We start from the raw sequence: 24,867 nt of genomic DNA on the forward strand, positions 1-24,867 counted from the left end.
ATGACTCAAGATGCTCCGCTGCACACCAGCGATCCCCACGTCGGCCGCCGCTTCCAGGGACGGCACGGTGAACAGTCTGTTCTCAGCCGCCATGGTGACCGCTACCTCCTCAGCATTCCTGGCAGCACCCTCACCACGGTGATCCCGGCGTCGCAGCTCGACCGGCACATCGAAGTCGAGGAGGGATGGGCGCGCAGCGCTCAGGCGCGGCAGCAGCAGCGGGACACCGAGGCGGCAGCTGCTGAGGCCGAGACCTGGCTGCCTTACCGGGTCTTCGCAGCGGGCTTCCCGACGCTGCGCTGCGCGAACGTCCGGCGGACGCTGGAAACGCCGATGCGCCGGCACGGTCAGGTGCTGCCCCGCCACGCCCTCACCGAAGGCCTGCTGAGCGAAGGAGGGGTGCTCAACGCGGACCGCACGCGCCTCGACATGCCGGGAGGCAGCTTCTTCACCCCGGACGTGCTCACGAAAACCGCGTTCGATTACGCCGGGTGGCTCAGCGACACCGTCACCGTCTGGCGACTGGAGCGGGGAGGTACCGGACCGGTGTCTGGCGCGTCCCGCCCGGACGCACCGGGGGTTTGCCAGGCCGTGCGCGACCATCTCGCCCACACTGGCCTCCCCACCGTGCATGACATCGCCGGCGACCGCTCGGCTCACTGGCACAGCGGGTGCCTGAGCAAACCGGACCTACAGCGGTACTTCAGCGCGTTCTGGGACGACCTGCGCCTCGCCGGGTACGACACCACGCGTTACCTGGTCCCACGCCGCGCCCTGCGGTTCGCCGCGGGAGAAGTGGCATACGACGCGCGACTGGCCCGGTGCGCATGACGGCCGGCCAGGTGACCCTTCCGGAGGGCCGTGCCTCCCGAGCCCGCGAGATCGCGGTCCTGACCGTCCACTGTGCGCTGGACACCCACCTGCGAACCAAAGCCCTTGGCCTCAAAGCACAGGGCCTTGGGCGTGAGGCGGCGCGGCAGCACCTGCTGCTGGACGTCCAGGCCGCCGGCGCGCTGATCGGCATTGACGCTCAGGACGTTCACCACGTGGTATGTGGAGGCCTGCTGCGGGCCGAGGGATTCGCCCTGTGAGCGTGATGGGGTTGGGCGCACTCTCCCCCGCTGCCCCCCAGGGCGCGGTCAACCTTGCGCCCGCGACCACCCACGTGCGGGCAGGATGAAAGAGTGAAACGCCTGATTGTCGGTTCCCTGCTCAGCACCCTGATTCTCGCCTCCTGCGGGAAAGACGACGTGATCGTCGAGCCTCTCCCCTCCTTCCCGGCCGTGACCACGGTGAGCGGCACCGTGCACCTCGGCACGCAGATGGACGGCACGACCACCAACGCGCACACGGACGCAGACGCCGCCGGGAAGACGTTGAAGGTGTTCGTGAACAGCAGCGCCGGAGACGGCACGAGCACGACCACCACGGTCGGCAGTGACCTGAAGTACACCGTGACGCTGCCCACGCCCAAGGACACGGAGCTCACGCCGCTTGACTTCTCCATGTTCGACACCTGCACCTTCACCAAGAAGTTCGTCACAGAAGGGACCCGCGGTTCCGGCGCGAACTTCACCCTCGAAGCGCACCCGGACACCCCGCACTACCTGATGCCGGCCCTGCTGGTCCGGTCCGGCGCGAACGCGACGGGCACGACCATGGGCGTGTCGTACGTCAACCAGGACAGCCGCGTCACCATCGCCGGCACCTGCAAGAGCCCGGACTCGAAGACCACCATGACCCTCGACCTCGACGTGACCTTCAAGAAAGGCTGGAACATCGTCAAGCAGGTCACCACCCGAGTCGCCAACGGGGACGGCACGAACACGGACACCTACACGGCGACGAACGCCAGTGGGCCTGTGGACCTGTACGCCACGTTCCAGTACCACCTCGCCCCCTGACCCTCCCCGGGCCCTGTGCTCTGACCGGCCGCAACTCTTCGGAGGGGCGGCCGGTTCATTTGGCACTTCCGCAGCGGGCGTTCGAGGCTGGCCAGCGCCAATGGGATTCCGCCTGGGAAGGATCCGCATGTATGAACTGCCTTCTGCATGCGGGACGGTGGTGCCTGACATCGTCCGGGCGGCCCTCCCCGCGCTGGCCTTCTCCCGCGCCGCAGCCGAGCATCTCCGCAACTATCTCCTCCAGCACGGCGAACTTCTGCCGTTGACCCTGGACGGTGAAGAGGAGGCGTACTTCATCTACCACGCCGTCCGCCACCCGCGAGTCATGGATCCAGCTCGTGAAGGCGACGCTGGCTTTCACTTCCGGCGTGACCGGATCGGCGGGCATCACTTCTTCCAGCTGCGGCGGTACACCACGTTCTTTGTCAGCGATCAGTTTACTGAGGCGTATTCCACCGCCAACTTGACAGGGCTGAAGTTCCGGGAGGTCTGGCCTGAAGCGCAGAAAGGGCCGAACCGGTGACCACTGCCCAGCGAGGCGCGTCCGGCTGAGGTCGCCCCGGCGAATTGTGAGCATTTGACAGTTTCACCCACCTGCACACAGAGTGACGTATGAAGCCCTCTCTCCTGACCCTGCTGCTGCTCGGCTCACTGCTGAGCAGTTGCGGTGACAAGAACGCCGCGTCCAAAGACATCCTGCAGGCGGCCCTGCCCCAGGATGCCGGCCCCGCCTGCGTCCCCGTGGACACGACCTTCATTGAGGTCCTCGACGAGGGCTCGTACGACCTGGAGATGTACAGCGAGAACCTGCACGCCCGCGCGGCGGATGCTGGACTGCTCAGCGTCAGCGACGGCACCGAAACGAGTGCCACGGGCACCACCTATCCCGTCAAGGTCGTCAAGCACACGCCTCTGTTCAAGGACATCATCGGCAAAGTCAATGCCGACCAGCTGTGCTACGGCGCCTTCGCCAAGTCCGTGATCGACACCTTCGAAGTCACCGACGAGGGGAAGGGCGCCACAGCGAAGGTCGTCCGGCCCGTGGACCGCGAAGAATGGGCCACCGACCCGGTCACCACGGCGCTGGGAGTCCGGGTGCCTGATTCTGCCCGTGAGGTGCGGTTCAAACGCGACGGCGACCGCTGGTTTGCGAGCGACGCGCAGAACTGACCGGCACCACTCCTTCCATTCAGGCGGGCGCTTCACACCCAGGCAGGTGAAGCGCCCGCCTGAACAGCATTCACCCGCAGTGGCGGGTGGACGACTGGCATGAAACCCTTCCAGATGCTCGGACCCATCGAAATCCTCGACCCCGCCACCGCCGCCGGGTACCTCGGCGACCAGGACCTCAGCTTCACCGCGGACCTGCAGACGGCCACGTCTTTCGCGCCGATGCATGCGCCCCGGCCCCTGAAGCAGGCGAGTGTCAGCCACGCCGAACTGCAGCGCACGCTCGAACGCGGGCAGGACCTCTTCCTGATGGTCGGCGAGCGCCACCCCGACGCGGCGACCATCCGCGAAGCCGTGCTCGTCATCAGCGACCCCGAGCGGCTGGAACGCACCCGCAGCCTGTTCCAGGCCGGCCACCCGCAGGCCCAGGCGCGGCTGAACGAACTGATCGAAGCGTCCCTCTGACCGGCCCCGACCACGTCCACAGGAGCTTGCCATGATCCACCTCGACCGCCAATGCCCGAACTTCCCCATGCTCCGCCACCACTCCACCAGCGGAGAAGTCCAGTGGGGCTACGCGGGGGCAGGACCGGCAGACACCGCGCTGTCCATCCTGCACCACCTGCTCCCCCTCCCTGCCGCCGCGCCGAGAACCCACGAGGACATCGCTCAGCAGCTCGGCATGCCCGTCGGCGCTGACCTCGACGAACTCGACCTGGACCACGAGAGCCGCGAGCGCCTGGACAACCAGTATTTCGACCTCGCCGAGCAGCTGCCGGTCCGGCTGTATGACGGCAGTTACGTCAGCAAGCGCGTGTGGGTTCTGCATCAGCCGTTCAAGGAGCACTTCCTGGCGCCGCTCGATCAGGACCGCAGTCACACGCTGGACGTCCAGGACCTTCACCGCTGGATCGCCGCGCAGCCCCAGTAATCAGCCGCACAGGCGCCCCTCGCCGCAGGGAGCGCCTGTGCTGTCATGGCGCGTGGGCAGGCTCCGTTCGGACGACCACCCTCGCGTGTTTACGCTGGACAGGAGATGACGAGTCCCCCTGCCACCCCTGACCAGATCCAGGACATCACGCAGCAGATCAACCGCATGCAGCGCAGCGGCATGATCATCCGCAACATCGATGCCCACGCCCACTTCCAGGATTTTGCTCAGATGATCAAGGGGCTGAACATCCACGTGACGCCGAATGCCCCGATCGAGGATCGCGGGCGGGTGCGGTTTAACCCCATGCATCCCGGCAGCGTTCCAGGGGACGCCCTGACCCTGCTGCTCAAGATCAGGATCGTCGAGCGTCTTCTCGGCCAGCCGGGCACGCCGGAACGCGCCGGGCACATCTGGCGGCTGCTCAGCGCCGCAGGGCCCGGCCAGCCGGTCCCGACCCTGCAGACTCTGATCGCAGCCCTGGCAGGCACCTCCGACGCGGGCCGGGCTGACGCGGCCGCCCTGGAGCAGCTGGGCCGGCATTTCTCGCCCATGCTGGACGGGGAAGGCATGCTGCCCGCGCCCCGGGCGGTGATCAACTACGACCTGCTGCGCACACCGGCGCCGCTCAGGGACGCGACCCGGCTGATGCTGTACCACCAGGTGATCGAGGAGTCGCGCCAGCGGAAGAACCCGGTGGTGCTGATCGACCAGCACGACGCGGGCCTGGCGGACGTGCAGACGCAGCTCCAGCTTCAGTCGGGCGGCAACCTGCACGTCCACCTGTACTGACCCGGGAGGAGCGGCATGAACCACATTCGAACCATCGCCGTGGCGGCCGTCCTCGGTCTGCTCATCGCAGGCTACGTGGCCTGGCGCGGCCTGGCACGCACGCTCGTGGCGCGCCCCGTCGTCATCACCGAACTTGGCGAGAACCGCCTGCAGGTCGTCTGTGACGGCACGCTGCACACGACCCTGAACAACCGCTTCGAGATCACGCGCGGCGATCAGACCTGGCTCGCCACGGAAGGCCAGCGCAATGAACTGCGCACGAGCGTGTACCAGGTGCTCTCGCACGGGCGGCCCGGCCCGGCCCTCAGCGAACTCCAGCAGAAGGGCTGCAACCTCTACCTCACGGCCGGACAGCCGCAGCTCATCCAGTTTCTCAGTGGGGAATCGCACGCGGTCAAGGACGAACTGGTGCGGCGCATGATGGCACTGAACGGGCCCTGAGCATTCCGGAACGGCGCCCCGGACGTGCCTGACGAGGGGGCCGGCGCCACACCACCTCCCCCTGCGGACGTCCGCCCGCGAGTCTCCTGGTGACCCGGCAACAGCGCGACCCTCCACCAGGCCGGAGGGTCGCGGGACAGCGAGAAGCTGGGCGCCACCGGTGGACAGCAGGCGCGCCGTAACCCCACCCTTTCACCCCCGCCTGGCGGGGGTCTTCGTCTGTCACCATGTCCAGTCTCTCCCACGGATTTGACGAGGAGTGCGCCCTCCGCCGTCAGTCCAGACCCCACACTGTGGCCCTGCGCGCCGGTCAGGCCCTCAGTCTGGGGCGGGTGCCGGACGCGGCCCTGCTTGCACAGCTGGCTGCGGAGTACGACCCGGAGTGCGGGCCCGCGCAGCCCACGCCGGCGCCTGCCGGGCACGCGCCACTCAATGTGCCGCTGGCCCGGCGGCTCGCGGACGACCCACGGCTGTTCCTGCTGCCGCCGCACACCCCGCACCTGAGCTGGATCATCTACGGGTTTTTTCTGCATGAAGGCCTGGGCCGGTGCATCGACACGTACCGTCTCGCGCTCGACTGCGCCAGGCGGTACCGTCCGTTCGCTGTCCCGGTCCCGGCCACCACCGCGGCGCTGCGCGCCCTGTGGAAGAGCCAGCACCGGGACCGGGCCCTGGAGCGCACGCCTGTGTCCGGTCTGAGCGCCGAGCTGCTGCTCAGCCTGCCCGCCCTGGATCCCTCAGCGATCCGGTTGTGGCTGCTGCGGGCCCGTCGCCTGCGCAGCGAGACCGCCATCACGCCCTCGCAGGGCAGCTCGGCGCGGCTCCTGGCCATCGACGCGGCCGTTTCGGGCCTCGGTGTGCGCGGCGGTGACCACCTGATCTGGGCTGTGGTGGCCACGGACAATCCCGCCCGGGGGCGCAGCCTGCACGGCCTGCACGTGGACACTTCGGACCCGGCCGCGTCACGCCCGGAGGTGGACACCATGACATGAGTGAGCCGCGCTGCCTCTGAAGCAGCGCGGCTCAGCGGGTCAGGGTTACTTGCTCAGGTTCCGCCAGTACACGCCGCTGAGCGAGCCGAGCATGGGGTTGAACGTGGCTTTGCTGATGCCCTTGAGCGAGCGGCAGTACGCGACGAAATTGGGTTCGGACGGCAGCAGGATGTACGGCGCGAGGGTCTGCGCGCGGGCGCCCACGCTTTGGTACAGCGCCTCACGCGCCTTCGCGTCGGTGATGGTCCGGGCGCGTTCGAGCATCGCGTCGATCTGCGCGTCCTTGAAGCTCGTGCGGGGCGCGTAGTAGCCCTCGCTGGAGTACAGGGTGTACATGATGTTGTCCGGGTCCAGGTAGTCCGGAGACCAGAGCAGGCCCACCATGGTGGTCTTGCCTTCCTTGCTGGCCGCGAGCAGCTCCGAGTACGCCAGCGGCAGGAGGTTCACGCGGAATTTCGGGTTGATGGCCTCCACGGACTGCTTCAGCAGTTCCATGGTCGTCTGGCTGCTGCTCAGGTCCGAGCGGTACGTCACGTTCAGAACGAACCCGTTCTGCCACAGGCGGCCGCCGAAGGCCTTCTTGAACTCCTCTGCGGCGCGGGCCGGGCTGTACGGGAACTGCGCGATCTTCTCGTCGTACCCCAGGAACGACGGCGGCAGGGCCATGGTACGCGTCAGGCCGGTGCCGTCGGTGATCTCGCGGACGTACCGGGTGCGGTCGAACGCGAAATTGAACGCGCGGCGGACGTTCAGGTCCGCGAAGAAGTTCGCGGGAATGCCGCGTCCATCGAGCTTGCCGCTGCCGAGCAGGGCCGGGTCCTTGATGTCCTGGTTCATCGCGATCACGGGGGTGGCCAGGTCCGGCAGGCCGTCCACGATGGTCGCCTGGGGCATGCTTTTGACCTGCACCAGGCTCGCGCGCCCGTCGAGTTCGATGATGTCCGCGTCGCACCGGTTGAACGCCGCCAGTCGCGCGGCCTCTTCAGGAACGAGTTGGAGCACGACGTTCTTGAGAGGCGCGGCTTTGCCCCAGTACCCATCGAACCGGACGGCGAGCAGCGACTGAGCGTCGCGGCGCACGAGCCGGTACGCGCCGGTCCCGCTGGGCTGGCGGTGAAGGACGCTGTTGGTCAGGTCCTTGCCGATCCAGGCCTTCCAGGTGCTTTCCGTTCCGTTCCAGTCGCCCAGGCGCACGGCGTGGACCCGGTCGACGATGGCGGTGTTCTGGCTGGCCAGTTTCGACAGGAGGGCCGGGTCGGCTTTGGGCAGGGTCAGGACGAGCTGGCCGGCGGCGTTGCACTTCACGGCGGCGCTGATCTTGGCCCAAGTGACACTCTTGTCGTCGTTGGCGTTGCTGCCGGTGCCGAGGAGGGATTCGGCGACGTACCAGATGCCGCTTTCGGCGTGGTTCGTGACAAGCATGCGGCGCAGGGAGTATTCCGCGTCGGCGCAGGCGAAGGCGTTCCCGGAGTGGAACTTGACGTTCTTGCGCAGGTCGAAGGTGTACTGCCGGCCGTCCGGGCGGATGGTCCAGCGCGTGGCCAGGCTCGGCACCGGCGTCTTGAGGTTGCTGCCGGCGTAGGTCACGAGGGTGTCGTAGAGGTTCTCGGTCACGGCGAAACTGGCTCCGTCGTAGGCCTGGGCCGGGTCGAGGGTGGTGATGTCGGACGCCCACTGCATGACGAGGGTGTCTTTGGGGGCAGTCGCGTGCGCGGTGGACACCAGCAGGGCCAGGCTCAGTGAAGTCAGTAGGGCTTTGTGCATGAATTCCTCCGATCTCCAGCATGGCTGCAAGTGGGACATTTCAACAAACGGCGTCCAGGATGGGCAGTCGGCGGCCTTGCCTCCCCTGCCCCGTGGTTCCACTTCGTCCGAAATACCCGGACCTGGGTGGGGCCGGCTTTGGGCACACCCGGTGTGGCACCGGCGGCCCGCTCGGGCCGGCGCCGTTCGGCGCGAGACAAGAAGGCGGTGGAACGCATATAGCCCCCCACCGCCTCCTCCGGTCTGATTGCAGAGAAGCTGCATTTCCCCCCCGGGCGCATGCTCGCTCTGTGCAGGTGCGAACCTCCCCAGGCCCGTCTGCATCGCGTGCACCGGTCTTGGACCCGGTACACCTGCCTCTATTGTGCCAGATGCTTTGACATTTAGCTATCGTGACGCCCCGCTTTCTGCGTGTTCTCTGGGACGCGCCTCAGCCGACCGGGCCGCTGCACCGCAGGGCACCGCACCCGGCCGCGTCCCACACGCGCGGACCCGCATCCACCAGCGACGGATTGAGCGTGCATCCGGCCCGGCGACCACACCCCATCTCACCCTGACGGGTGCCGGCCCATCCATGCCACCCACCCACAATCCCGGCCGGAAGGCGCGCCGCACTGCCGTCTGCGCCGCAGAACTCCGCCCTCCATACCCGTTTTTCACGTCTGACTCAAGCCGTACTGTCACGACACCGTCAGGAAAACGTCTCTATGCTGAAAGCATCATGGCGAAAACTCCGAACTGGACGATGATCTGCGGCCTCCTGCTGGCAGCCACCCTGTCGAGCAGCACCCTGGCCGCAGCGCCAGTCATGGGTCCGCCAGCAGCGGACACGCCCGCCACGTACGCGGTGCAGCCCGGTGACACCCTGAGCAGCATCTCCAGGCGCACCGGCGTGCCCGTCCAGGTACTCCAGCGCCTCAACGGCCTCACCGGACCCGACCTCCGCCCGGGACAACTCCTGCAGCTCGGCGTGGCCACACCGGTCCCGCTTGCGGCCGCGCCGGCCCCGGCCACCACCTGCGGGCCAGCGGTCAGCGCCCCCCGCCCCCCGGTCCCGCTGCCTGCCTTCGTCACCGGGAAGGTCAGCTTCTACGCCGCCGTCTACGACCCGAAAACGGCGGCGCCCGTGCGCGCCTACGCCATTGGACCGGCCAACCAGGTCATGCCGCTGGCGAGCGCCTACAAGACCGCCGTGCTTTGGGCGACCCTGCGGGACGTGGACGCCGGCCGACTGACCCTCAACACGCGCCTGGAGACCACCGAGGCGAACCGGTCCATCGAGTTCTACAGCCGCGGCAGCAACACCGTCTCGCACCTCCTTCAGGCCGCGATCGGCAAGAGCGAGAACACCGCCTCTGACATCCTTCACCGCAAGGTCGGCACGGAGCGCGTCGCGGCCCTGGTGGCCGAGCGCAGCCCCTGCACGCAGGTCATGCTCACCAACAAAGCGCAGTGGGGCGCGCAGGCCGGGCTGTTCCCGGAACTGATTCCGCCCACGAACCATGACGTGATGCTCCGCGCGGCGCAGCAGTACCAGGCGCTCGGCCTCAAAGAGCGGATTGCCTTTGCCAGCCGCCTCAACGCCCGCAGTCTCCAGGTCACCGGCCCCGCAGTGGAGCGCGACCTCGACGTGTACTTCAAGGGCCCCAACTACGACCTCGCGCTCGACACGGCCCTCCAGAACATCAGCACCGCCCGGAGTTACGCGGACTTCCTGGCGTACCTCCACCTCAAGGGCGGCCTCACCCCGCAGAGTGACAAGGTCATGCGCGCGATGCTCAGCCAGGGCTGCTGCCGCCCCAAGACCGCGCCGTTCCCGTACAGCTACTGGGGCGCGAAGGCCGGCAGCGGCTGGCGGCTGCTGACTCTGACGGGCGCGGTGCAGCTGCCCAACGGGCGCCTGATGACCTACGCGTACCTCAACCACGAAAGCAAGACCCTCGACGCTGAGCTGATGGAAGCGCAGATCCGTCCGCTGATGGTGTGGCTGGGCAGCGTCCTCGGGCCGCTGGGACGGTGAGCCGTGCGTCATAAGGCCCTCACCCGCACCCGGCTGCTGCCGGAACTGCACCAGTTTCCCGGGCACATCCTCCTGTGCGCGCCCAGCGGCTGGGGCAAAAGCACCCTCATGCGGCAGTACGCGCAGGAGCACGGCGCCGACGTCGTGGTCGCCCGCAGCGGTGACGCCCTCGACACCCTGCTGGCCCGGCGGGCGCACACCGGGCACAGCGCGACCGTCCTGATCGACGACGCCTGGCTGCTCCCCGCCCCCGTGGTTTCCAGCCTGCTCGGCCTCGACCCGCACGACACCCGCGTCGTGCTCGCCGTGCGGCACCTGCACTACCCCCGCGTGCACCTCCTGCAAAGCCGCGGGCGCCTGCTGGTGCTCGACGCTGCCGACCTCGCCTTTACCGTCAAGGAGCTGTACGACCTGCACCAGCGCGACGATGTCGGCGACCTGTACACCGAAACCCAGGGCTGGCCGCATCTCAGTGCGCAGTTCCACCAGCCGATGTTCCGGCCTGAGGCCTACCTCACCGACCTGATGGAAGATCTCGACCCGGCGATTCGCGCCCGGCTGGAGAGCGTCCCGATGCTCGAGATGTGGGACGCGTACTTCGCCCACCTCCAGCAGCAGGGAGACCAGGCCTTCACCGCGGTGATGAACAGCGGCCTGCCCATCGTTCCTGCCGGTGAGTCACTCGCCCTTCACCCCTACTTCTGGGCCTTCCTGCTGAACCGCACCGTCCCGCAGGCCAGCACCCCCGAAGCGGGCGCGCAGGCCCTGCAGGAGTACGTCAAGGGCGTGGACGCCGGCCAGGCAGTCGCGGCGGTGGCGGCCTTTTTCGACCAGCACGGCGACGAGGCGGAAGTCTCCCGCGAGTGCGTCCACGCCCTGGTGACTGCCCTGCAGCACATCGGCCTGCGCCGGCTGACCCCCGCCCTGCGGGACAAGCTCGCCCACCTGCTGGTGGTCACCGGCCAGACCGACGACGCGCGCGAAGTCCTGATGTACCAGCGCGACCAGGGCAGCGCCAGCAGCCTCACGTACACCATGCTCGCGCGGCTGGCGAACTTCCGGAACGACTTCGTGACCTTCCGGACGATGGTGCCTCTGATCCACAAGGCCGCCACGTCCGATTACGAGACCGCGCTGGCGTACAACTGCGAAGCCCTGCTGCACCTGCGGCTGGACAGTTACGAAGAAGGCCTGCGCGCCGCGGAACGCGCCTACGAGTACGCCGTGCTCTGCGGCGACCTGGAAGTGCATGTGATCGCCGTGGCGCGCGTGGCCTACTACCACCAGATGGCCGGGCACCTCGACGAGGCCCTCACCTGGTCGGGCGAGGCGATCAAGCTGATGAGCAGCGACGTGGCCGCCGGGAAGTTCCGGCGCTCGCTGACGCCCATCTACAACATCATGGGCGACATGCTCAAAGACTCCGGGCGCCACGAGGAGGCCCTGGTGTTCATCCGCGAGGGTCTGGCCATCTTCCAGAACGGAGCCGCGCCGGAAAGCGAGCTGATCAAGCTCTCCGTGATGCAGCAGCCGGTCGACTCCCCCGTGGGCTACCTCTACAACCAGCGCGGCCTGGTGTACACCGAGCTGGGACGGTTCGAAGACGCCATCGAGGCGTTCAAGGCCTCCATCGACGAGCTGGAACGCGTGGGCAACAAGGCCGCCATCCTGCTGCCGCTGGGCTACATCTGCTACCCGCTCTACCGCCTGGGCCAGACCGAGCGCATCTCCTACTACCTGGACTACCTGCGGATGATCATCGGCCAGTCCGACTCGGTGCGCGGTGACCATGGAGAGCACCGGTCGTACCTGCCTCTCGCCGAAGGCCTGCATGCCCTGAGCGCCGGCAACCGCGCCGCCGCGAAAGAGCACTTCGCGCGCATCCGGTGGGAAGGCGCGCTGACCTACGACAGCACGCTTCTCGCCTACCTCTACACCTGCAAACTCGCCCTTGAAGAGGGCAAGCTCGATACCAGTCACGCCGTCACCCTGGCGGAGCTGCTCGACGCGCGCGGGTCACCCAACGACATCACTGCCGTCATGTTCGCTGACGAGTTCAAGGACGTGTACGCCGCCATCGTCAAGATGGGCACGGCCGACTCGGGACGCTTCCAGCGCATGCTCAGCACCGCGCGGCAGGCCGTGCCCTCCGACGCCCGGCACACCATTCAGGTGACCACCCTCGGGCAGCTGGGCCTGGCCATCAACGGGCAGCCGGTGACGCTGAAAAACAACTACCCGGTGTACGTCCTGGCCTACCTCGCCCTGCAGGACAAGCCCGTCACCGCTGAGGAGCTCGGGGAGGCGGTCTGGACGGGCAAGGCCAATGCGCGAAACACCGCCACGACGGCGATTTCCATGGCCCGCAAGGTGCTCCGGGACGTGGATCAGGAACTCAAGGACGTGATTGCCGACGCCAGCAGCGTGACGCAGGGCCGCACCTACACCCTGGCCAGGCGCGGCGCGTGGACCGTTCAGGTGGACGCCGAGGCCTACCTCAGCCCTGCGTTCTCGCCGGAGAACCCCGACACGGCCGGGCTGTGGGCGATGCTCGAGCAGTTCAGCCTGTTCCTGCCCAGAACCTCGGGCAGCGAGTTCGCGGAGGAGATCAACAGCCAGCTGGTGACGAAGCTGCACGCCGTGGCCGGGCACCTCGCCACGTATTACGCCGCGCAGGGCCAGGCGCGCCGTGCCGCTCACGCCCTGCTGCTCGCCCTGCGAACCGATTTCGACCCGGCCGCCGTCGACCAGCTTGCCCAGGTCGCGCCGTCCCTCTCCGAGCGGGACCGGGGCGCCGTCGACGCCTACCTCGCGCTGGCAGTCGATGACGACGCGATGTGGGACTACCTGCTGAGGGAAGCCCATTACGCCCTGACCCGGCTGTTCGGTGAGGAGAAGACGCTGGCCGTCTAGGCCTGCGGGGGGAGGTCAAAGTCCGCGCTGGGACGGACATTATGTTCAGATTAAGCGCCCCTTGATACCTTCATGTCGGAAGACGTGAGACCTCCCCCACCTCCATGCTCCCGCTTTCCGTCTGCACCTGAATTACCCTCCCCCCCGAAATCAACAGCGCGGCCCGCCCGAGGGTCTGACTGACCACCCCCCAACGGTCACCAGACTCCACCGGCCCGGAAGACCGTTGTCCCGCAGCCTCTCCCCAAGGCCGCATGGCAAGGGCGCCTCGCGCCGCCCACCCTGCTCCGCCCACGCCCGGGCGTCAGGTACGAAAGCAGGGCGCCGTGGAGTCCTCCCCAAGAGGCACGGCGCCCTGCTTTCGATCAGCAGCGAACCTCCCCAGGTTCTTCTGCTTGGGTGCACCTGAGCTTACCCGGCTCGTACACCGGCCTCATTGTGCCCTAAAAACCGATTCTCGTACACGCCATTGCCCCCACCACGCCCCCCGCGTGGTGGGGGCACGAATGAACAACGGTTCACCCTGGGCGCGCCCAGGGTGCCGCCTGCTGCCCGAGATCCGTCCAGGCGACCGGGGTCCGCCCCCCGTCCAGCGCTGCACAGGCGCAAGGAAGGCCCGCTGTGAACCACACGTTCCCCACCCATGACGTCAGGCTCCACCTCGACAGCCTGCCACCCGCACCCACCCGCGCCCCTGAAGACCAGCCCATCTGGGCCGCGCACTTCGACCGAACGCTGCACGCGCTGGCCGCCCGCACCGCTGGCCTGGTGGCCGCGGTCGCCCGGCAGGTCATGGAAGCCCACCCCGCCGCCGTCCTGGTGTCCCTGGCGCGCGGAGGCACGCCGGCCGGCATCCTCCTGCGGCGCGAAGCGGCCCGCCACGGCCTGACCTGGCCCCACCACAGCCTCAGCATCACCCGCCGTGACGGCCTGGACCTGCAGGCCTACCGTGAGGTGCTCGACGAGCATCCTGGGCGGGACGTCGTCTTTGTCGACGGCTGGACGGGGCTGGGCGGCGTCACGCGCGCGCTCGAAGCCAGTGTCAAAGGCGCGCGGCTTGCGGTCCTGAGCGACCCGGCCGGGTGCAGCACGTACGCCGGCACCTACCAGGACGTCCTGATTCCCCACGCCCTGCTCGGCGCGGCCGGGTGCGGGCTGCTCTCCCACCCGGTCGCGCAGCGCCGAGGCCGGCACGCGGCCGCGTTCAAACCGCAGCTCAGCGGGGACGACCGAACCGGGGCGTACCTCCGCGCCGTCAGCCTCGCCGACCCCCTTCCGCCCGAACGCGGCCGCCGCCCCAGCGCCGCTGCGGACTACGCCCTGCTCATCGCCGGACTGTACGGGGTCAGTGATCCCGCGCGGCTGCGCGCCGGCGTCGGCGAGGCGTCACGGGCCCTGCTGCGGCGTGACCCGCAGGAGCTGCTGCTGCGCCAGTCAGGCACACCGGACACCCGGCACCTGGAAGACGAAGCTCGGCGGCGCAGCCTTCCGGTGTACGTCCACGCCGACCTGCCCTACCTCGCCTGCGCCCTGACGGCGTGAGCCAGGCGGCGCAACGTCCGTTCACCCCTGCGGGGTGCCGCGCGTCCCGCATCACCCACTCACAAAGGAGACCCATGACTGCACTTCATCCGATGTCCGTCACGCCCCGCCTCAGCAGCGGCCTGCTGCGCCAGCTCCCCACCAGGTTCTTCGGGGGGCTGCCCGCGACCATCCAGGAACTGCTGCAAAACGCCCTGCGCGCTGGAGCGACCACCGTCGAGTTCACGCTTGAGCGCCACGTCCTGCGCGTGCGGGATGACGGCCGCGGCCTGCACGACCCGCAACTGCTGATGACCGCCGGCGAAAGCGGCTGGGACGAGAACGTCATCAATCCCGCCGGGCTCGGCGCCCTGTCGGTCCTCAACCCGGACTTCGCCAGCCACGTCCGCTACACCTCGGGCAGCTGGGCCGTGGAGCTGACCCCGGAGGACTTCGCGTCCGGACGCCCGTTGCCGGTACAGACGGCCGCGTTCACGCCCGGCTTTGAGGTGGCCGTGACCCTCAAGCAGGTCCATGACCTGAAAGCCATGATCGCGCAGCGCCGAGGGTACGCGCCCATCACCGTCCGCTTCCAGGGCGAGGAGATACCGGCCAGGGTGCCGCACGGCCGCGTCATCGACACGCCGGTCGGGCCGCTCTGGTTCGCCCGCGACGCCAGCTTCCACGACCACCCCACCGGGATCTGGGAGTCCTTTCCCACCGGCGCCAGTCAGGTGTACGCGAGGGCCGCGGCACTGGACCCGGTCGTCCGGGCGTTCGTGGGCAAACACCACCTGTGCTGGCAGATCGACCCGGCCTGCGGTGTGCGCCCCATCCTCCCGGACCGCACGCAGCTGATCGAAGACCAGGCGCTCGACCGCGCCGCGCAGGTGCTGAGTGACAGCATCCTCGCGCTGGTCACCGGGACGTACAGTGCCGAACTGGACCTCGGCGCCCTGCAACTCGACGACAAAGCGGTCGACCGCGTGAAAGAGACGTTCACGCCGGGCGTGCTGGAGGCGTTCCTGCACAGCCGCGGGTTCACACGCAGCGTCCTGAGCGCCCCGGCAGACGCCTCCGTCAGCCTGTACTGCGACACCGACGACAACACCGCCTGGGGCTGGCGTGACACGTGGATTCAGGTCAGCCAGCCGGCCCTGTACGCGGCCCGTGACCCCGAGCAGGCGGCCCTGCACCACCTGCGGACGCTCGGCGTTCAGCCGGCCCTGGGCTGCGCGGACGAGCGGGCTCCAGTCCCTGAAGTGACCGCCTCGGCCGCCCAGGTGTTCTTCACCCTGAACGACCACTGGTGCGGGATGATCGCCGCCGCCGCGGTGTGCGAGAACCTCACCCTGCAGGGCCAGCCCGTGCCGTTCCTGATGACCGGCACCGTGGTGGAAGGCTTCGCCGGCACCGCCCTGGTGCTGCGCGGCACGCCTGAAGAGGCGGAGCGGTACCTCCGCCAGCACCTCACGACCCTCGGTGGGCTGATGGTGATGGAACTCAGTCACCACAACCCCAACCCCGACGACATCGGCGTGGGTGAAGGGGACCTCAGCGCGGCGGACGTGGGCGCGATGCTCCTCGACGCCTTCATCGGGCACTTCTTCCCGGACCGGGCCGAGGCCCAGAAGCACGTCATCGCGCTCCAGGAGGAACGCGCCCGGCTGTACGCGGCCGCCCAGGCGATGACGCCCGTCGTCGCCCGCTACCCCGACGCCACCTACGCCGCGTGCCTCAAGGAGCTGCGGGCGCAGATCAGCACGCATGACGCGAAGATCGCGGCGCTGACGGCCGAGCACCGCCTGGACTGGCGCCCCTGCGAACCCTGACCCTCCCTGCCGGGCCCACCGGACCGGATCAAGCTCGCCCTCAGCACCTTCACCCCCCTGGGGTGAGGCCAGGGCATGAAGAGCAGACCCCCACCCGGCACCCTCACGCTCCTGTTCGGCGCCCATCAGTTCCTGCTGCACCCCCTGTGGGTCGCCGCGGCATGGACCCGGCTGTACGGCTTCCCGCTCGACCCGCGCCTGTGGGTGGCGTTCACCGTCCACGACTGGGGCTACTGGGGCAAACCCAACCTCGACGGCCCGGAAGGCGAAACGCACGTGGAGCTCGGCGCGCGCATCATGGCCCGGCTGTTCGGGCGGGACTGGGGGGAGTTCACGCTCTACCACTCCCGGTACTACGCCGCCCGGAACGGCCGGGCCATCTCCAGGCTGTGCGTGGCCGACAAGTACGCGGCGGTGATCACCCCGTCCTGGCTGTACCTTCCCTGCGTCCGGTTCACCGGCGAGGTGAACGAGTACCTCCATGAAGCCCGCAGCGGCAAGTACGCGGCGCTCTCCCTGCTCGACGGCGCTCACCACGGCGATGAACTGCGCGTCTGGCACCGCAGCATGGTCCGCGTGCTGCGCCGCTGGGTGGCCGCACACCGCCACACGGCCGAGCGGTACGGGTCGTGAACGCCGCCGAGCCTGACTCCGGCCCGCCGCGCGGTGAGGTGTTCTGCGCCCTGGCTGCCAGTTGGGACGTCGACCGACTCAACGCGCACATGGACGCGGCGATCACCGACGGTCACGCCGAACTCCGCCGCATTCACCCGGAGGACGTCGCGCGGGCCAGCATCGCCTGGGTCGACGACACCACCCTCGACTCGCTGCCCAACCCGGACCGGCCTGTGATTCTCGCGGAGATCTGCGACGCGCACGGCGTGAAGGTCGGCACCCTGCTCCTTGACGGCAACCACCGCCTCGCGCGTGCCCGGCAGCGCGGCCTCAGTCAGCTGGAGGTGTTCGTCCTGCGCGCCCCTCTGGAGCGGCAGTTCCGCCTCTGACTCCGAAAACCACCCACCTGCCGTCTACGGTGAAACGGCATGCCTGAACGGCCGCGCCGGCCGGTTCAGGCGCACCGCACGTCATTCGCCCCTCCTCCACTCCCCTCCCCGAGGTCCTGCATGAAACTGAAACCCGCTCTGATGATCGCCGCGATGCTGCTCACTGCCACGGCCAGCGCCCAGGTCCGCCTGCCCAACGTCAACTGCGCGGCCGGCAAGGACGCCCGCTGCACCTTCAAGACCGACCTCAACGACTACGGCACCACCGGCGAAGGCCTGCCGTTCGCTCTCGGCGGCTTCGAGAAGCTCGGCAGCGGATTCGTGGATGCCGCCTCGAACGCCCTGTTCGTCCCCCTGGATATCGCGCTGCAGGAGGACAACCAGGGCGCGGTCATCCGCGTCGATCTCAGCACTGGCGACCGCACCATGATCAGCGGGTATGACGGGCAGAACCGCCGGGGCAAAGGCCAGGCGTACACCGACGACCGCGGGCAGCCGGGCGAGGCGTGGGACCTGGGCGGCGTGCGCGTGCTGCGCCCCGGACCGGACGGCAGCATCCTCGCGCTGGTGGACAAGGGCCTGCAGCACCGCACGGAAATTCTGCGCATCGACCCCAAGACCGGCGACCGCACGCTGGTGTGGGCCAGCAAGATCTTCAGCGACTCCGCCCGGGATGACGCGCCGGGCAGCATCCGGACCATCGAGAAGAACGTCGCCAAACTCGACAGCCCGGCGCTGTGCCGGGGCGGGGGGGTCACCAGCCTGAAACCCGCGAACACCTTCGAAGTCGACGGGACCAACCTGTACCTCTTCATGTACAACAACCCGCAGGGCACCGGCAGCGGCCTGAGCAAGGTCCCCCTCACCGGCGGGAGCTGCACGTGGATCAGCCAGTACTTCCCGGACGGCAGTTCCCCTGTCGGATCCGGCAACACCATCAACACCCTCCTGCCGCTGATTCTCGGGTCCGGAAAGATCGGCAGCGAAGTGCTGGGCACCAACGGTCCCAACGGCGGCGGCGGGCAGGTCTTTGCCATCAACGTCCAGACCGGTGAGCGCCGGACGGTCAGCCAGCTGAACACCAACGCCCCGGCCCGCAGCGTCGGCAAGGGCGACATGCGCGTCGGGTACCTCGGCCAGATGGCCGTGGGTGACGCCGGAATCGCCACCAGCCGCTACGAAGTGGGGGCGGACTCATTCGAGATCGGCCTGATCGACCCGAAAACCGGAGCGCGTTCGTACGGGATCGCCAAGACGGGCACCCTGAAAACCGGCCGGGACAGCAGCTTCACGGTGGTCGCGGCGGTTCCCGGGACCAGCAAGTTCATCATCGCCTTCGACATGGCCCTGCACGTCTGGGACGCCAAGACCCAGGATTCGTTCCTCCTGAGCCAGTAAGCCCCGCTCAGCGCGAACCCCAGGCCCGGAAACAGGTGCCTGGGGTTCGCGCTGCCGTGCTCAGCCGACGACTTGAAGCACCAGCGCGTGCCAGGCCGGCGGGTAGATCACCGCGAACTGCCCGCGGTGCACGTTCCACACGCGGGTGAATTCCGCGTAGGAGATCGTCACGTACCCCAGCAGCGGGTCCATCAGGTAGACGCGCCGGGCCGCGTCGTCGTACCCGGCGATCACCCGCCAGTGCGGCACGACCTTGCCCTCCCACGTCACGTCCTGCAGGGCGATCAGGGGCAGCCGGTTCTGCACGGCCGAGCGGACGATGTCCAGGGTGCCGTTGGCGTACAACCGCGAGTTCATGCCGACGATGGGGGCGTAGCGCACGAGCGCCTCAGCCGTCATGTACGAGCGCGGGGTCTTGCGGGTCAGCGCGCTGACCTGCTGCTGGGTGACCTTCACCCCGAAGTACCCCAGCACCTGGGCGATGCTTGCCGGTCCGCAGGCGTTGTACGTCTGAGGCACCAGCGGCAGCCCGGACAGCACGTACCCCGTGGGGGTGGACGGAGCGGGAGTGGCCGTGCCCGGAACGCTCAGCAGCGCACCGAGAGCCACCGCGAGAACGCTCCGCCGAAACACACTCGCGCGTCGTGAGACTGAAGGGGCGATGCAGACCATGTTGAATTTCATTGCTGTCCTCCTGACGCTGATCGTGTGCGGCGCGGCCGTTACACCACGCCGCCGGATTGCCCGGGTGTCCGTGCGCGCCGCGCCGCGCACAGCCCTCGGCGCTGGGCACCGCTTACAGGCCCGGGATGTTCATGACCGGCGGTGACCTGCACCGGGTGGCCGAGGAGGCCTGGCGCAAGGTGCCGCGCGACTGGCCCCGTCCCCGCGGAGACAAACGGCGCGAAGGCCGGTACGAAGGCGACGCGCGGCAGCTGCGCGGGTTGCTCGAAGCTGCCGTGGGCCGCTACGGGCCCAACGCCTGGGTTCTCCTGGTCAAAGCCGGTCCGGCGCCCTCGAACACGTTGAGCTGGTTCGCTCCTGGCGTGCCCGTGATGTACCAGGGGCAGGACCGTGGCGACGGCCTGTACAAGGTGCCGGCTCAGGCCGCGCTGTACGCGCTGGACAGGGGGTTGATCCGGTGCGGGACGTAGACGACCTGGACGTGACCGCCCCTGAACGCGAGCCGCGTCCCGCTCCGGTGCCGCTGGCCCTGACGTGGGAGGAGGTGCAGGAGATGCTCGCCCGCGCCAATGACTGCGTGGTGCCGGCAGTGCCTCGTGACCCGGAGCGCCTCCACTGATGGCCCGGTTCGTCCCGCGGCGCTCCGGCGCTCCGGCGCGGCAGCGCAAACGCAGCGCCCCCGTGCACGGTGTGGGGGCGCTGCGCATCAGGGGAGCCTCAGACGCCGCAGCGGCCGGTGCCGAGCCCTGCGGACTGGTGGGCGTGAGCGGCGTTGATGGTCACGACGCGCAGGGTCTCCCCGCGCGCCAGGGTCACGTCAATGTCGCCTTCGGTTCGGCCCGGTTTGAGGGCCTTGATCACTTCGCCGGCCGCGAAGGTGGACTCGCACCACTTCCATGCACCGGCGTTCAGGGAGTTGGTCGCCACGAGCATCACCACGTTCGGGCGCTGCGCGGACGCGGCGGCGTACAGGGCCAGGCCCTGGTACTGCCCGACCGGGGTCATGTTCCGGTCCACCTTCCAGATCACCTGGTCGAGCACGGAGCCGTTCTGGAGGGTGGCGGCGGTGGCGGAGCTCAGGACGGCGGCGGACAGCAGGGCGGTCATGAAGTGTTTCAGCATGCCCCCAGTGTTTGGTGCAAGTGGGTGGTCGCAGCGCCACCCGGGCCGGCAGCGGCCGCCAACCGATTCCCGATCTGCCTTTCCTCACGGGTGAACCCATGAATCAACCTTCTGTGCCCACGTCCATCCGGAACAGGAACTTCGACGGCCTGCGCGGCCTGCTGGTGCTGGCGGTGATCTTCTCCCACCTCGGGTCGCTCACGTACGTTCCGTTCGCGGAAGTCCACAAGCGGCCGTCCCTCACCGAGCATGTCGCCTGGTACATCGGCGCGCCGGCCGTCGACGTGTTCCTGGTGCTGTCGGGCCTGGTCGTCGCGCAGAGCTTCATGCGGCACGGCACGGCCCTGCGGTACGGCGCGGCGCGGTTTAAACGGCTGTACCCTCTCGGTCTGGCCGGGACGCTGCTCGGCCTGCTGATCGCGCACCCGCTGGGCAGCGCTCTGACCCACGTGCCGCTCACCGGGCACCTGCCTGAGTTCCAGACGCCCCTGACACTCCACTCGGTCGTCAACTGGCTGGGCCTGGGCATCCTCGGGGACATCAAGGCCCACAACCTCAACCCGCCCCTGTGGTCCCTGGCGGTCGAGTTGTACGCCAGCGTCCTCATTCCCGCCATGGTGCTGCTCGCCCGGCGCGTCGGCTGGGCGAGTCTCGCTCCGTTCACGGTTGTGATGGTGGTGCTGGCGTTCGCCTTCTACCCGATGCTGTTCATGCCGATCGTGATGCTGGGGGTGCTGATCGCCGTGTGCCCGCCGCGCTGGTCTGACCGCTGGAACGCCCCGGCCATCCTCATCGGGGCCGTGCTCCTGGCCCTGCGGATCGTGCTCGGCACGGACCTGCCGTTCTTCCGGTACGTCAGCGCGATCGGCGCGGGGCTGGTGCTGCTCGGCCTGAGAGCCGACCTGGGCGGACCGCTGCACAGCCGCGTGCCCCAGTGGCTGGGACGCAACTCCTACGCCCTCTACGTCAGTCACTACCCGGCGATCGTCGCGGGGTGCGCGCTGCTGGCGCCGTTCGTCGGCTACCCGCTCGCCGGGTGGCTGAGCCTGCCGCTGGTGTTCGTCGCGGGCGCGGCGTTGCAGGGCGCCGTCGAGCGGCTGGTCTACACGCGCGCGAAGACCAGGACGTACGTCGCCGCGAACATCAGCAGCCAGAACACCACGAATGCGGTGGTCCGCGCCCGGACCGACCACGCCGGCGCGGGACGGCGCAGGCCTTGATACACCGCCGGCACCAGCAGCGGGAAGATCAGCAGCAGGGACGGCCGTTCACGGGCGTGCCCCGCCCAGGCCAGCACCACGGTCAGGAGCATCAGGGGCCACCACCACGCCGAGAACCACGGCTGCCGGGCAGCCCGCTGGGCGGCGACGCGCTGATCGGCTTCCTTGCGCGCCGGGTGCCCCGCCGGCGGCGAGAACGTCCGTTGTCCGGGATGCACCGGCGCGAAGCGGGCTGTATCGAACAGGTTGCCTGCGGCGCGCTCGCCGGGCGCCAGGGCGATGGGTGGCGGCGCCCGGAGCGGCAGCGCCCCAGACACGTGCCCGGTGGCAAGCTGTTCAGCCACCAGCGGTTCCAGGTAGGCCGTGACCTCCTCGGCGTCGGCCAGGAACACTTCCAGCCGGGCCTCGCCCAGCGCCTGCGCCTTGTGCACCACGCGGTTGCGTTCGGCCGCCAGCCCCAGGAGCTTGTGCCGGATCTCGGCAGGCAGCTCGTCTTCCAGACTGGCCACCAGTTCTCCCATCCCACGACCGACCGCGCCTCTGGCTTTCAGCAGGCGCTCCAGTGCAGCGCAGGCTTCCACCACCTGTTCAATGCTTCCACCTGGCATACCGCCATCGTACGGACGCGCGACTGTGCGCAGGACCGCACGTCATCCAGGCCCTCGCCCAGGGCCGGCCGCTCAAGGAGGGCTTTCATGCCGCCGAACCTCGTTCGCCTCAGTCCGTTCATGCAGGCCGGCCCGCCATGAGCCGCAAGAAACCGCCAGGGTACGCGAAATCCCACTCGCCTACCGCCAGGCTGGGCCACCGCGACCCGGCCGAGCACTTCGCCCTGCACCCCACCGTCCTGATGCACGGCGACGTCACGCTGCGTGAAGGCCCGTTCGACACGATCATGCTGGAGCTGTCCTGCCTGGTGGACGCCGCAGGTTCATCCGGGCCGCTCGCCGCCGTTCAGGACGGCCGGGTGATTCTGACCGTGCATGCGCCGCCGGACGACCACCGCATCGTGAAACCCGGACCTGACCTCAACCGGGCGCACTCCGACTACGTCGTCGCCCGGTGCGCGTCGATGCATGCCCTCGCGTCCAGCATCGCGGCGTATCAGGACGCGGTGCGGGAGGCAGACGCCGAGCAGGTGAGTGCGTCTACAGGCGTGCTGCTCTTTCAACAGGACCAGGCCCGCACGTACGCCTTTGACGGCCCGGTCAAGGCCTGCCTGTCGGAGCTGCTCAATGCCGCCGAACACGCCGGGCCTGACCTGCACGCCGCTGAACTCTGGGGGCCGGGAGGCGTCCTGTGTGCGTGGAGCCGGTCGGCCGGCCTGGTATGGCAGCCGGTGATCGCGCAGGCCCGCGCCGCGGTTCTGGAGGAGGTCCTGCTCGCGGCAGAAGACGACCTGAAAGACCACCGCTTCCAGTGGACGGACTACACTCGGGAGCCCGTGGCACGCGGCGTCACCCTGGGCTACGTGCCCGGTCAGGCGCTGTGGGTGCCCTTCGTCCCGGTCCGGTGACCGGGCGGCAGGGTCGCCACCACCCTTGAGTTCGTACGGTGGAAGGAAGATGACGCCTCTCCGACTTCAGCATTTCCGGCTGAGCCTGATCACCACACTGCTCCAGGCGTCGGCGCTGCATCTCGCCGCCAGCGCCCTGCGCCTGTTCTCGCGCCCTGAACCGCTGCCCACGGCGCTGCTGCCGATGACCAGCGCCCACCTGGGCACGCCGCTGCTGCTGCTCAGCCTGACGGTGGCCGCCGCGTGGCCTGGAAGCCTCCTGCGCCGCGCGGTCCGGACCGGGTTGACGTTCGCGCTGCTGACACTGACCTGGCCAGGCAAGCACCTGGTGATCTTCCTGCGGGACCTGTTCGGTCCGCTGCCGTGGACCACGCCCTGGGCGGGCCTGCTGCTGAGCACGGCCCTCGTGGCCGTGCTCACGGTCGTCCTGACCCGCCCCCGCACCCGGCACCTGAGGGAAACCGACGCCCGCCTGCGGGACCTTGCCGCGCACCTGAACGGGTGGAAGAGCCGGGGGCGCGCGGGTTTGCCTGAGCACAGCCGGATCCTGGTGGCCCCGAACGGTCAGACCGTGACGCTGCACACCGCCTGGGGCATCGAGAAGGCCAATGCCGACGGCCTCGGCGTGAAGTGGCTGTGGCCCACCGAGAAACAGCTGCAGTTCCTCAAGGCCCGGGGCACGCGCCTGCTGTGGGTCGCCCTGCCGGAAAACAGTCAGGGGCACTACCGCCCGAAAGACTGGCACCTCGGGCAGGGACAGACCCTCATCGGTCCGCCCGCCGTGGCCGCCGAGCACCTTCACCGCCTGACCGGCACCCTCCCGTCCCGCACACCCGCCGCAGCGCCGCGCCCTCACCCCACCGAGGGACCCCCCCAGCCCCGGGCGGGCGGCGCGAACGCACGGCCGGGAACACGCGCCCGGGGCAGGAAGAGTCCGCCCACTCCCCACACTGGCCCCCTGACTCCGGTGGAGGCTCTGGCCAGCCTGGCCCCCCGCCCCGCTGCGTCTGAGCCGGCGGCGCGCAGCGCGGCGTACACGCTGCCCCAGGAGGTCGATCGCCCAGCTGACCCCACCCGGGTGCTGGCCTCACCGGCCGAGCAGATGATCCGCCGCCTGATCCACGACGCCTGGCGCCAGCTGCGCGACGAGATGCCCTGGCCTGTGACCGTCACTGGCAGCCATCACGTCGAAATCGCGCACCCTGACGGCCCGGTCCAGGTGCGCCTGTGGCCCCATCCCGACCCGGCCGAGCCCCACCACCCGGACGCCGCGTTATGGAACGGCTTCCTGGTTGACCTGCGCCGAGAGCCGTGCACCGCGTGGATCTGGTCTCCCCTGCTCCGCCCCGACCCTGCCCTGCCGCCCGGCGACCGGCACGTGCGTGAACTGAGAGGCCACGCGCGGCTGCTGCGCGAGGCGCTGGAGGAGGGTGACCCGTTCCGCCTGCTCGGCGTGACCCCGTCCAGCCCGCCAGAGGAGATCCGCGCCGCCTACCGCGCGCAGATCAGGCAGTTGCATCCCGACCACAACAGCAGTCCGGACGCACAGGTGCAGGCCACGCGCCTGAACGCCGCGTACCGCTGGCTGACCGGACCGGGCGCGTGACGGCCGGCAGTGAGGCGGACCGCGCCGCGCTCATCCG

The 24,867-nt window shown here is 69.1% G+C and carries 26 protein-coding genes; 22 read left to right on the forward strand and 4 right to left on the reverse strand.

Features of this window, described 5'->3' with window-relative positions; genetic code table 11:
- From DFI_RS18205 to DFI_RS18250, 10 genes are all read left to right on the forward strand, one after another.
- The gene (locus tag DFI_RS18205) at positions 1-831 is read left to right on the forward strand and encodes a hypothetical protein (protein ID WP_118376031.1); all 831 of its coding nucleotides are present in this window, start codon (positions 1-3) and stop codon (positions 829-831) included.
- The gene (locus DFI_RS18210; protein ID WP_027464393.1) at positions 828-1,091 is read left to right on the forward strand and encodes a hypothetical protein; all 264 of its coding nucleotides are present in this window, start codon (positions 828-830) and stop codon (positions 1,089-1,091) included. The genes DFI_RS18205 and DFI_RS18210 overlap by 4 nt, the downstream gene beginning before the upstream one ends.
- A 93-nt stretch (positions 1,092-1,184) precedes the next feature.
- Complete coding sequence (locus tag DFI_RS18215) at positions 1,185-1,904, forward strand: hypothetical protein (protein ID WP_027464392.1); 720 nt, start codon at positions 1,185-1,187, stop codon at positions 1,902-1,904.
- A 127-nt stretch (positions 1,905-2,031) separates the two neighbouring features.
- Positions 2,032-2,427, forward strand: a complete 396-nt coding sequence (locus DFI_RS18220) for an imm11 family protein (RefSeq protein WP_155864637.1) — start codon at positions 2,032-2,034, stop codon at positions 2,425-2,427.
- 89 nt (positions 2,428-2,516) lie between these two features.
- Complete coding sequence (locus tag DFI_RS18225) at positions 2,517-3,074, forward strand: hypothetical protein (protein WP_027464390.1); 558 nt, start codon at positions 2,517-2,519, stop codon at positions 3,072-3,074.
- Positions 3,075-3,173: 99 nt separating this feature from the next.
- Complete coding sequence (locus tag DFI_RS18230) at positions 3,174-3,539, forward strand: hypothetical protein (protein ID WP_027464389.1); 366 nt, start codon at positions 3,174-3,176, stop codon at positions 3,537-3,539.
- Positions 3,540-3,570: 31 nt separating this feature from the next.
- Positions 3,571-4,005 (forward strand): DUF6166 domain-containing protein, encoded by a 435-nt coding sequence (locus tag DFI_RS18235; RefSeq protein ID WP_118376033.1) that lies wholly within the window; start codon positions 3,571-3,573, stop codon positions 4,003-4,005.
- A 105-nt stretch (positions 4,006-4,110) separates the two neighbouring features.
- Positions 4,111-4,797: a hypothetical protein gene (locus DFI_RS18240; protein WP_027464387.1), complete on the forward strand. Its 687-nt coding sequence runs from the start codon at positions 4,111-4,113 to the stop codon at positions 4,795-4,797.
- A gap of 15 nt (positions 4,798-4,812) precedes the next feature.
- A complete protein-coding gene (locus DFI_RS18245; protein WP_027464386.1) occupies positions 4,813-5,238 on the forward strand; it encodes a hypothetical protein in 426 nt (141 codons plus the stop codon).
- Between the two features lie 227 nt (positions 5,239-5,465).
- The gene (locus tag DFI_RS18250) at positions 5,466-6,230 is read left to right on the forward strand and encodes a hypothetical protein (protein WP_155864636.1); all 765 of its coding nucleotides are present in this window, start codon (positions 5,466-5,468) and stop codon (positions 6,228-6,230) included.
- A 45-nt stretch (positions 6,231-6,275) separates the two neighbouring features.
- On the opposite strand, the gene DFI_RS18255 is transcribed toward DFI_RS18250, so the two are convergent.
- Positions 6,276-7,994: an ABC transporter substrate-binding protein gene (locus DFI_RS18255; RefSeq protein ID WP_027464384.1), complete on the reverse strand. Its 1,719-nt coding sequence runs from the start codon at positions 7,992-7,994 to the stop codon at positions 6,276-6,278.
- Positions 7,995-8,715: 721 nt separating this feature from the next.
- On the opposite strand from DFI_RS18255, the gene DFI_RS18260 reads away from it, so the two are divergent.
- From DFI_RS18260 to DFI_RS18290, 7 genes are all read left to right on the forward strand, one after another.
- Positions 8,716-10,014 carry a serine hydrolase gene (locus DFI_RS18260; protein ID WP_162145448.1) on the forward strand — a complete coding sequence of 433 codons (1,299 nt, stop codon included), beginning with the start codon at positions 8,716-8,718 and terminating at the stop codon, positions 10,012-10,014.
- Positions 10,015-10,017: 3 nt separating this feature from the next.
- The gene (locus DFI_RS18265; RefSeq protein WP_027464383.1) at positions 10,018-12,927 is read left to right on the forward strand and encodes a hypothetical protein; all 2,910 of its coding nucleotides are present in this window, start codon (positions 10,018-10,020) and stop codon (positions 12,925-12,927) included.
- A 621-nt stretch (positions 12,928-13,548) separates the two neighbouring features.
- Positions 13,549-14,469, forward strand: a complete 921-nt coding sequence (locus DFI_RS18270) for a cysteine protease StiP domain-containing protein (RefSeq protein ID WP_051308387.1) — start codon at positions 13,549-13,551, stop codon at positions 14,467-14,469.
- A 74-nt stretch (positions 14,470-14,543) separates the two neighbouring features.
- The gene (locus DFI_RS18275; protein WP_155864635.1) at positions 14,544-16,280 is read left to right on the forward strand and encodes an ATP-binding protein; all 1,737 of its coding nucleotides are present in this window, start codon (positions 14,544-14,546) and stop codon (positions 16,278-16,280) included.
- A 75-nt stretch (positions 16,281-16,355) separates the two neighbouring features.
- Positions 16,356-16,913: a hypothetical protein gene (locus tag DFI_RS18280; protein ID WP_027464381.1), complete on the forward strand. Its 558-nt coding sequence runs from the start codon at positions 16,356-16,358 to the stop codon at positions 16,911-16,913.
- Positions 16,910-17,284, forward strand: coding sequence for a hypothetical protein (locus DFI_RS18285; RefSeq protein WP_027464380.1), 375 nt, complete (start codon positions 16,910-16,912; stop codon positions 17,282-17,284). The genes DFI_RS18280 and DFI_RS18285 overlap by 4 nt, the downstream gene beginning before the upstream one ends.
- 120 nt (positions 17,285-17,404) lie before the next feature.
- A complete protein-coding gene (locus tag DFI_RS18290; protein WP_027464379.1) occupies positions 17,405-18,682 on the forward strand; it encodes a hypothetical protein in 1,278 nt (425 codons plus the stop codon).
- A 60-nt stretch (positions 18,683-18,742) separates the two neighbouring features.
- On the opposite strand, the gene DFI_RS18295 is transcribed toward DFI_RS18290, so the two are convergent.
- Positions 18,743-19,291, reverse strand: coding sequence for a C39 family peptidase (locus tag DFI_RS18295; RefSeq protein WP_244940420.1), 549 nt, complete (start codon positions 19,289-19,291; stop codon positions 18,743-18,745).
- A gap of 206 nt (positions 19,292-19,497) precedes the next feature.
- Between DFI_RS18295 and DFI_RS18300 the strand changes: the two genes are divergently transcribed.
- Both DFI_RS18300 and DFI_RS20390 read left to right on the forward strand, forming a co-directional pair.
- The gene (locus tag DFI_RS18300; RefSeq protein WP_155864634.1) at positions 19,498-19,836 is read left to right on the forward strand and encodes a hypothetical protein; all 339 of its coding nucleotides are present in this window, start codon (positions 19,498-19,500) and stop codon (positions 19,834-19,836) included.
- Positions 19,824-19,985 carry a hypothetical protein gene (locus tag DFI_RS20390; protein WP_155864633.1) on the forward strand — a complete coding sequence of 54 codons (162 nt, stop codon included), beginning with the start codon at positions 19,824-19,826 and terminating at the stop codon, positions 19,983-19,985. Before DFI_RS18300 ends, DFI_RS20390 begins: the two co-directional genes overlap by 13 nt.
- A gap of 98 nt (positions 19,986-20,083) precedes the next feature.
- Here the strand turns inward: DFI_RS20390 and DFI_RS18305 are convergent, their stop codons facing one another.
- A complete protein-coding gene (locus tag DFI_RS18305) occupies positions 20,084-20,488 on the reverse strand; it encodes a hypothetical protein (RefSeq protein WP_027464376.1) in 405 nt (134 codons plus the stop codon).
- Between the two features lie 98 nt (positions 20,489-20,586).
- Between DFI_RS18305 and DFI_RS18310 the strand changes: the two genes are divergently transcribed.
- On the forward strand, positions 20,587-21,708 hold the full coding sequence (locus DFI_RS18310) for an acyltransferase family protein (protein ID WP_081426050.1): 1,122 nt from the start codon (positions 20,587-20,589) through the stop codon (positions 21,706-21,708).
- On the opposite strand, the gene DFI_RS18315 is transcribed toward DFI_RS18310, so the two are convergent.
- Complete coding sequence (locus DFI_RS18315) at positions 21,591-22,316, reverse strand: hypothetical protein (RefSeq protein WP_027464374.1); 726 nt, start codon at positions 22,314-22,316, stop codon at positions 21,591-21,593. The genes DFI_RS18310 and DFI_RS18315 overlap by 118 nt on opposite strands.
- A gap of 137 nt (positions 22,317-22,453) precedes the next feature.
- Here DFI_RS18315 and DFI_RS18320 point away from each other — a divergent pair, with 137 nt between their 5' ends.
- Together DFI_RS18320 and DFI_RS18325 are read left to right on the forward strand one after the other, a co-directional pair.
- The gene (locus DFI_RS18320) at positions 22,454-23,224 is read left to right on the forward strand and encodes a hypothetical protein (protein ID WP_027464373.1); all 771 of its coding nucleotides are present in this window, start codon (positions 22,454-22,456) and stop codon (positions 23,222-23,224) included.
- Positions 23,225-23,273: 49 nt separating this feature from the next.
- Positions 23,274-24,830, forward strand: coding sequence for a J domain-containing protein (locus DFI_RS18325; RefSeq protein WP_027464372.1), 1,557 nt, complete (start codon positions 23,274-23,276; stop codon positions 24,828-24,830).
- Positions 24,831-24,867: the final 37 nt, after the last annotated feature.

This window comes from Deinococcus ficus (genome assembly GCF_003444775.1).
In the GTDB taxonomy this organism is placed as follows: Bacteria; Deinococcota; Deinococci; order Deinococcales; family Deinococcaceae; genus Deinococcus; species Deinococcus ficus.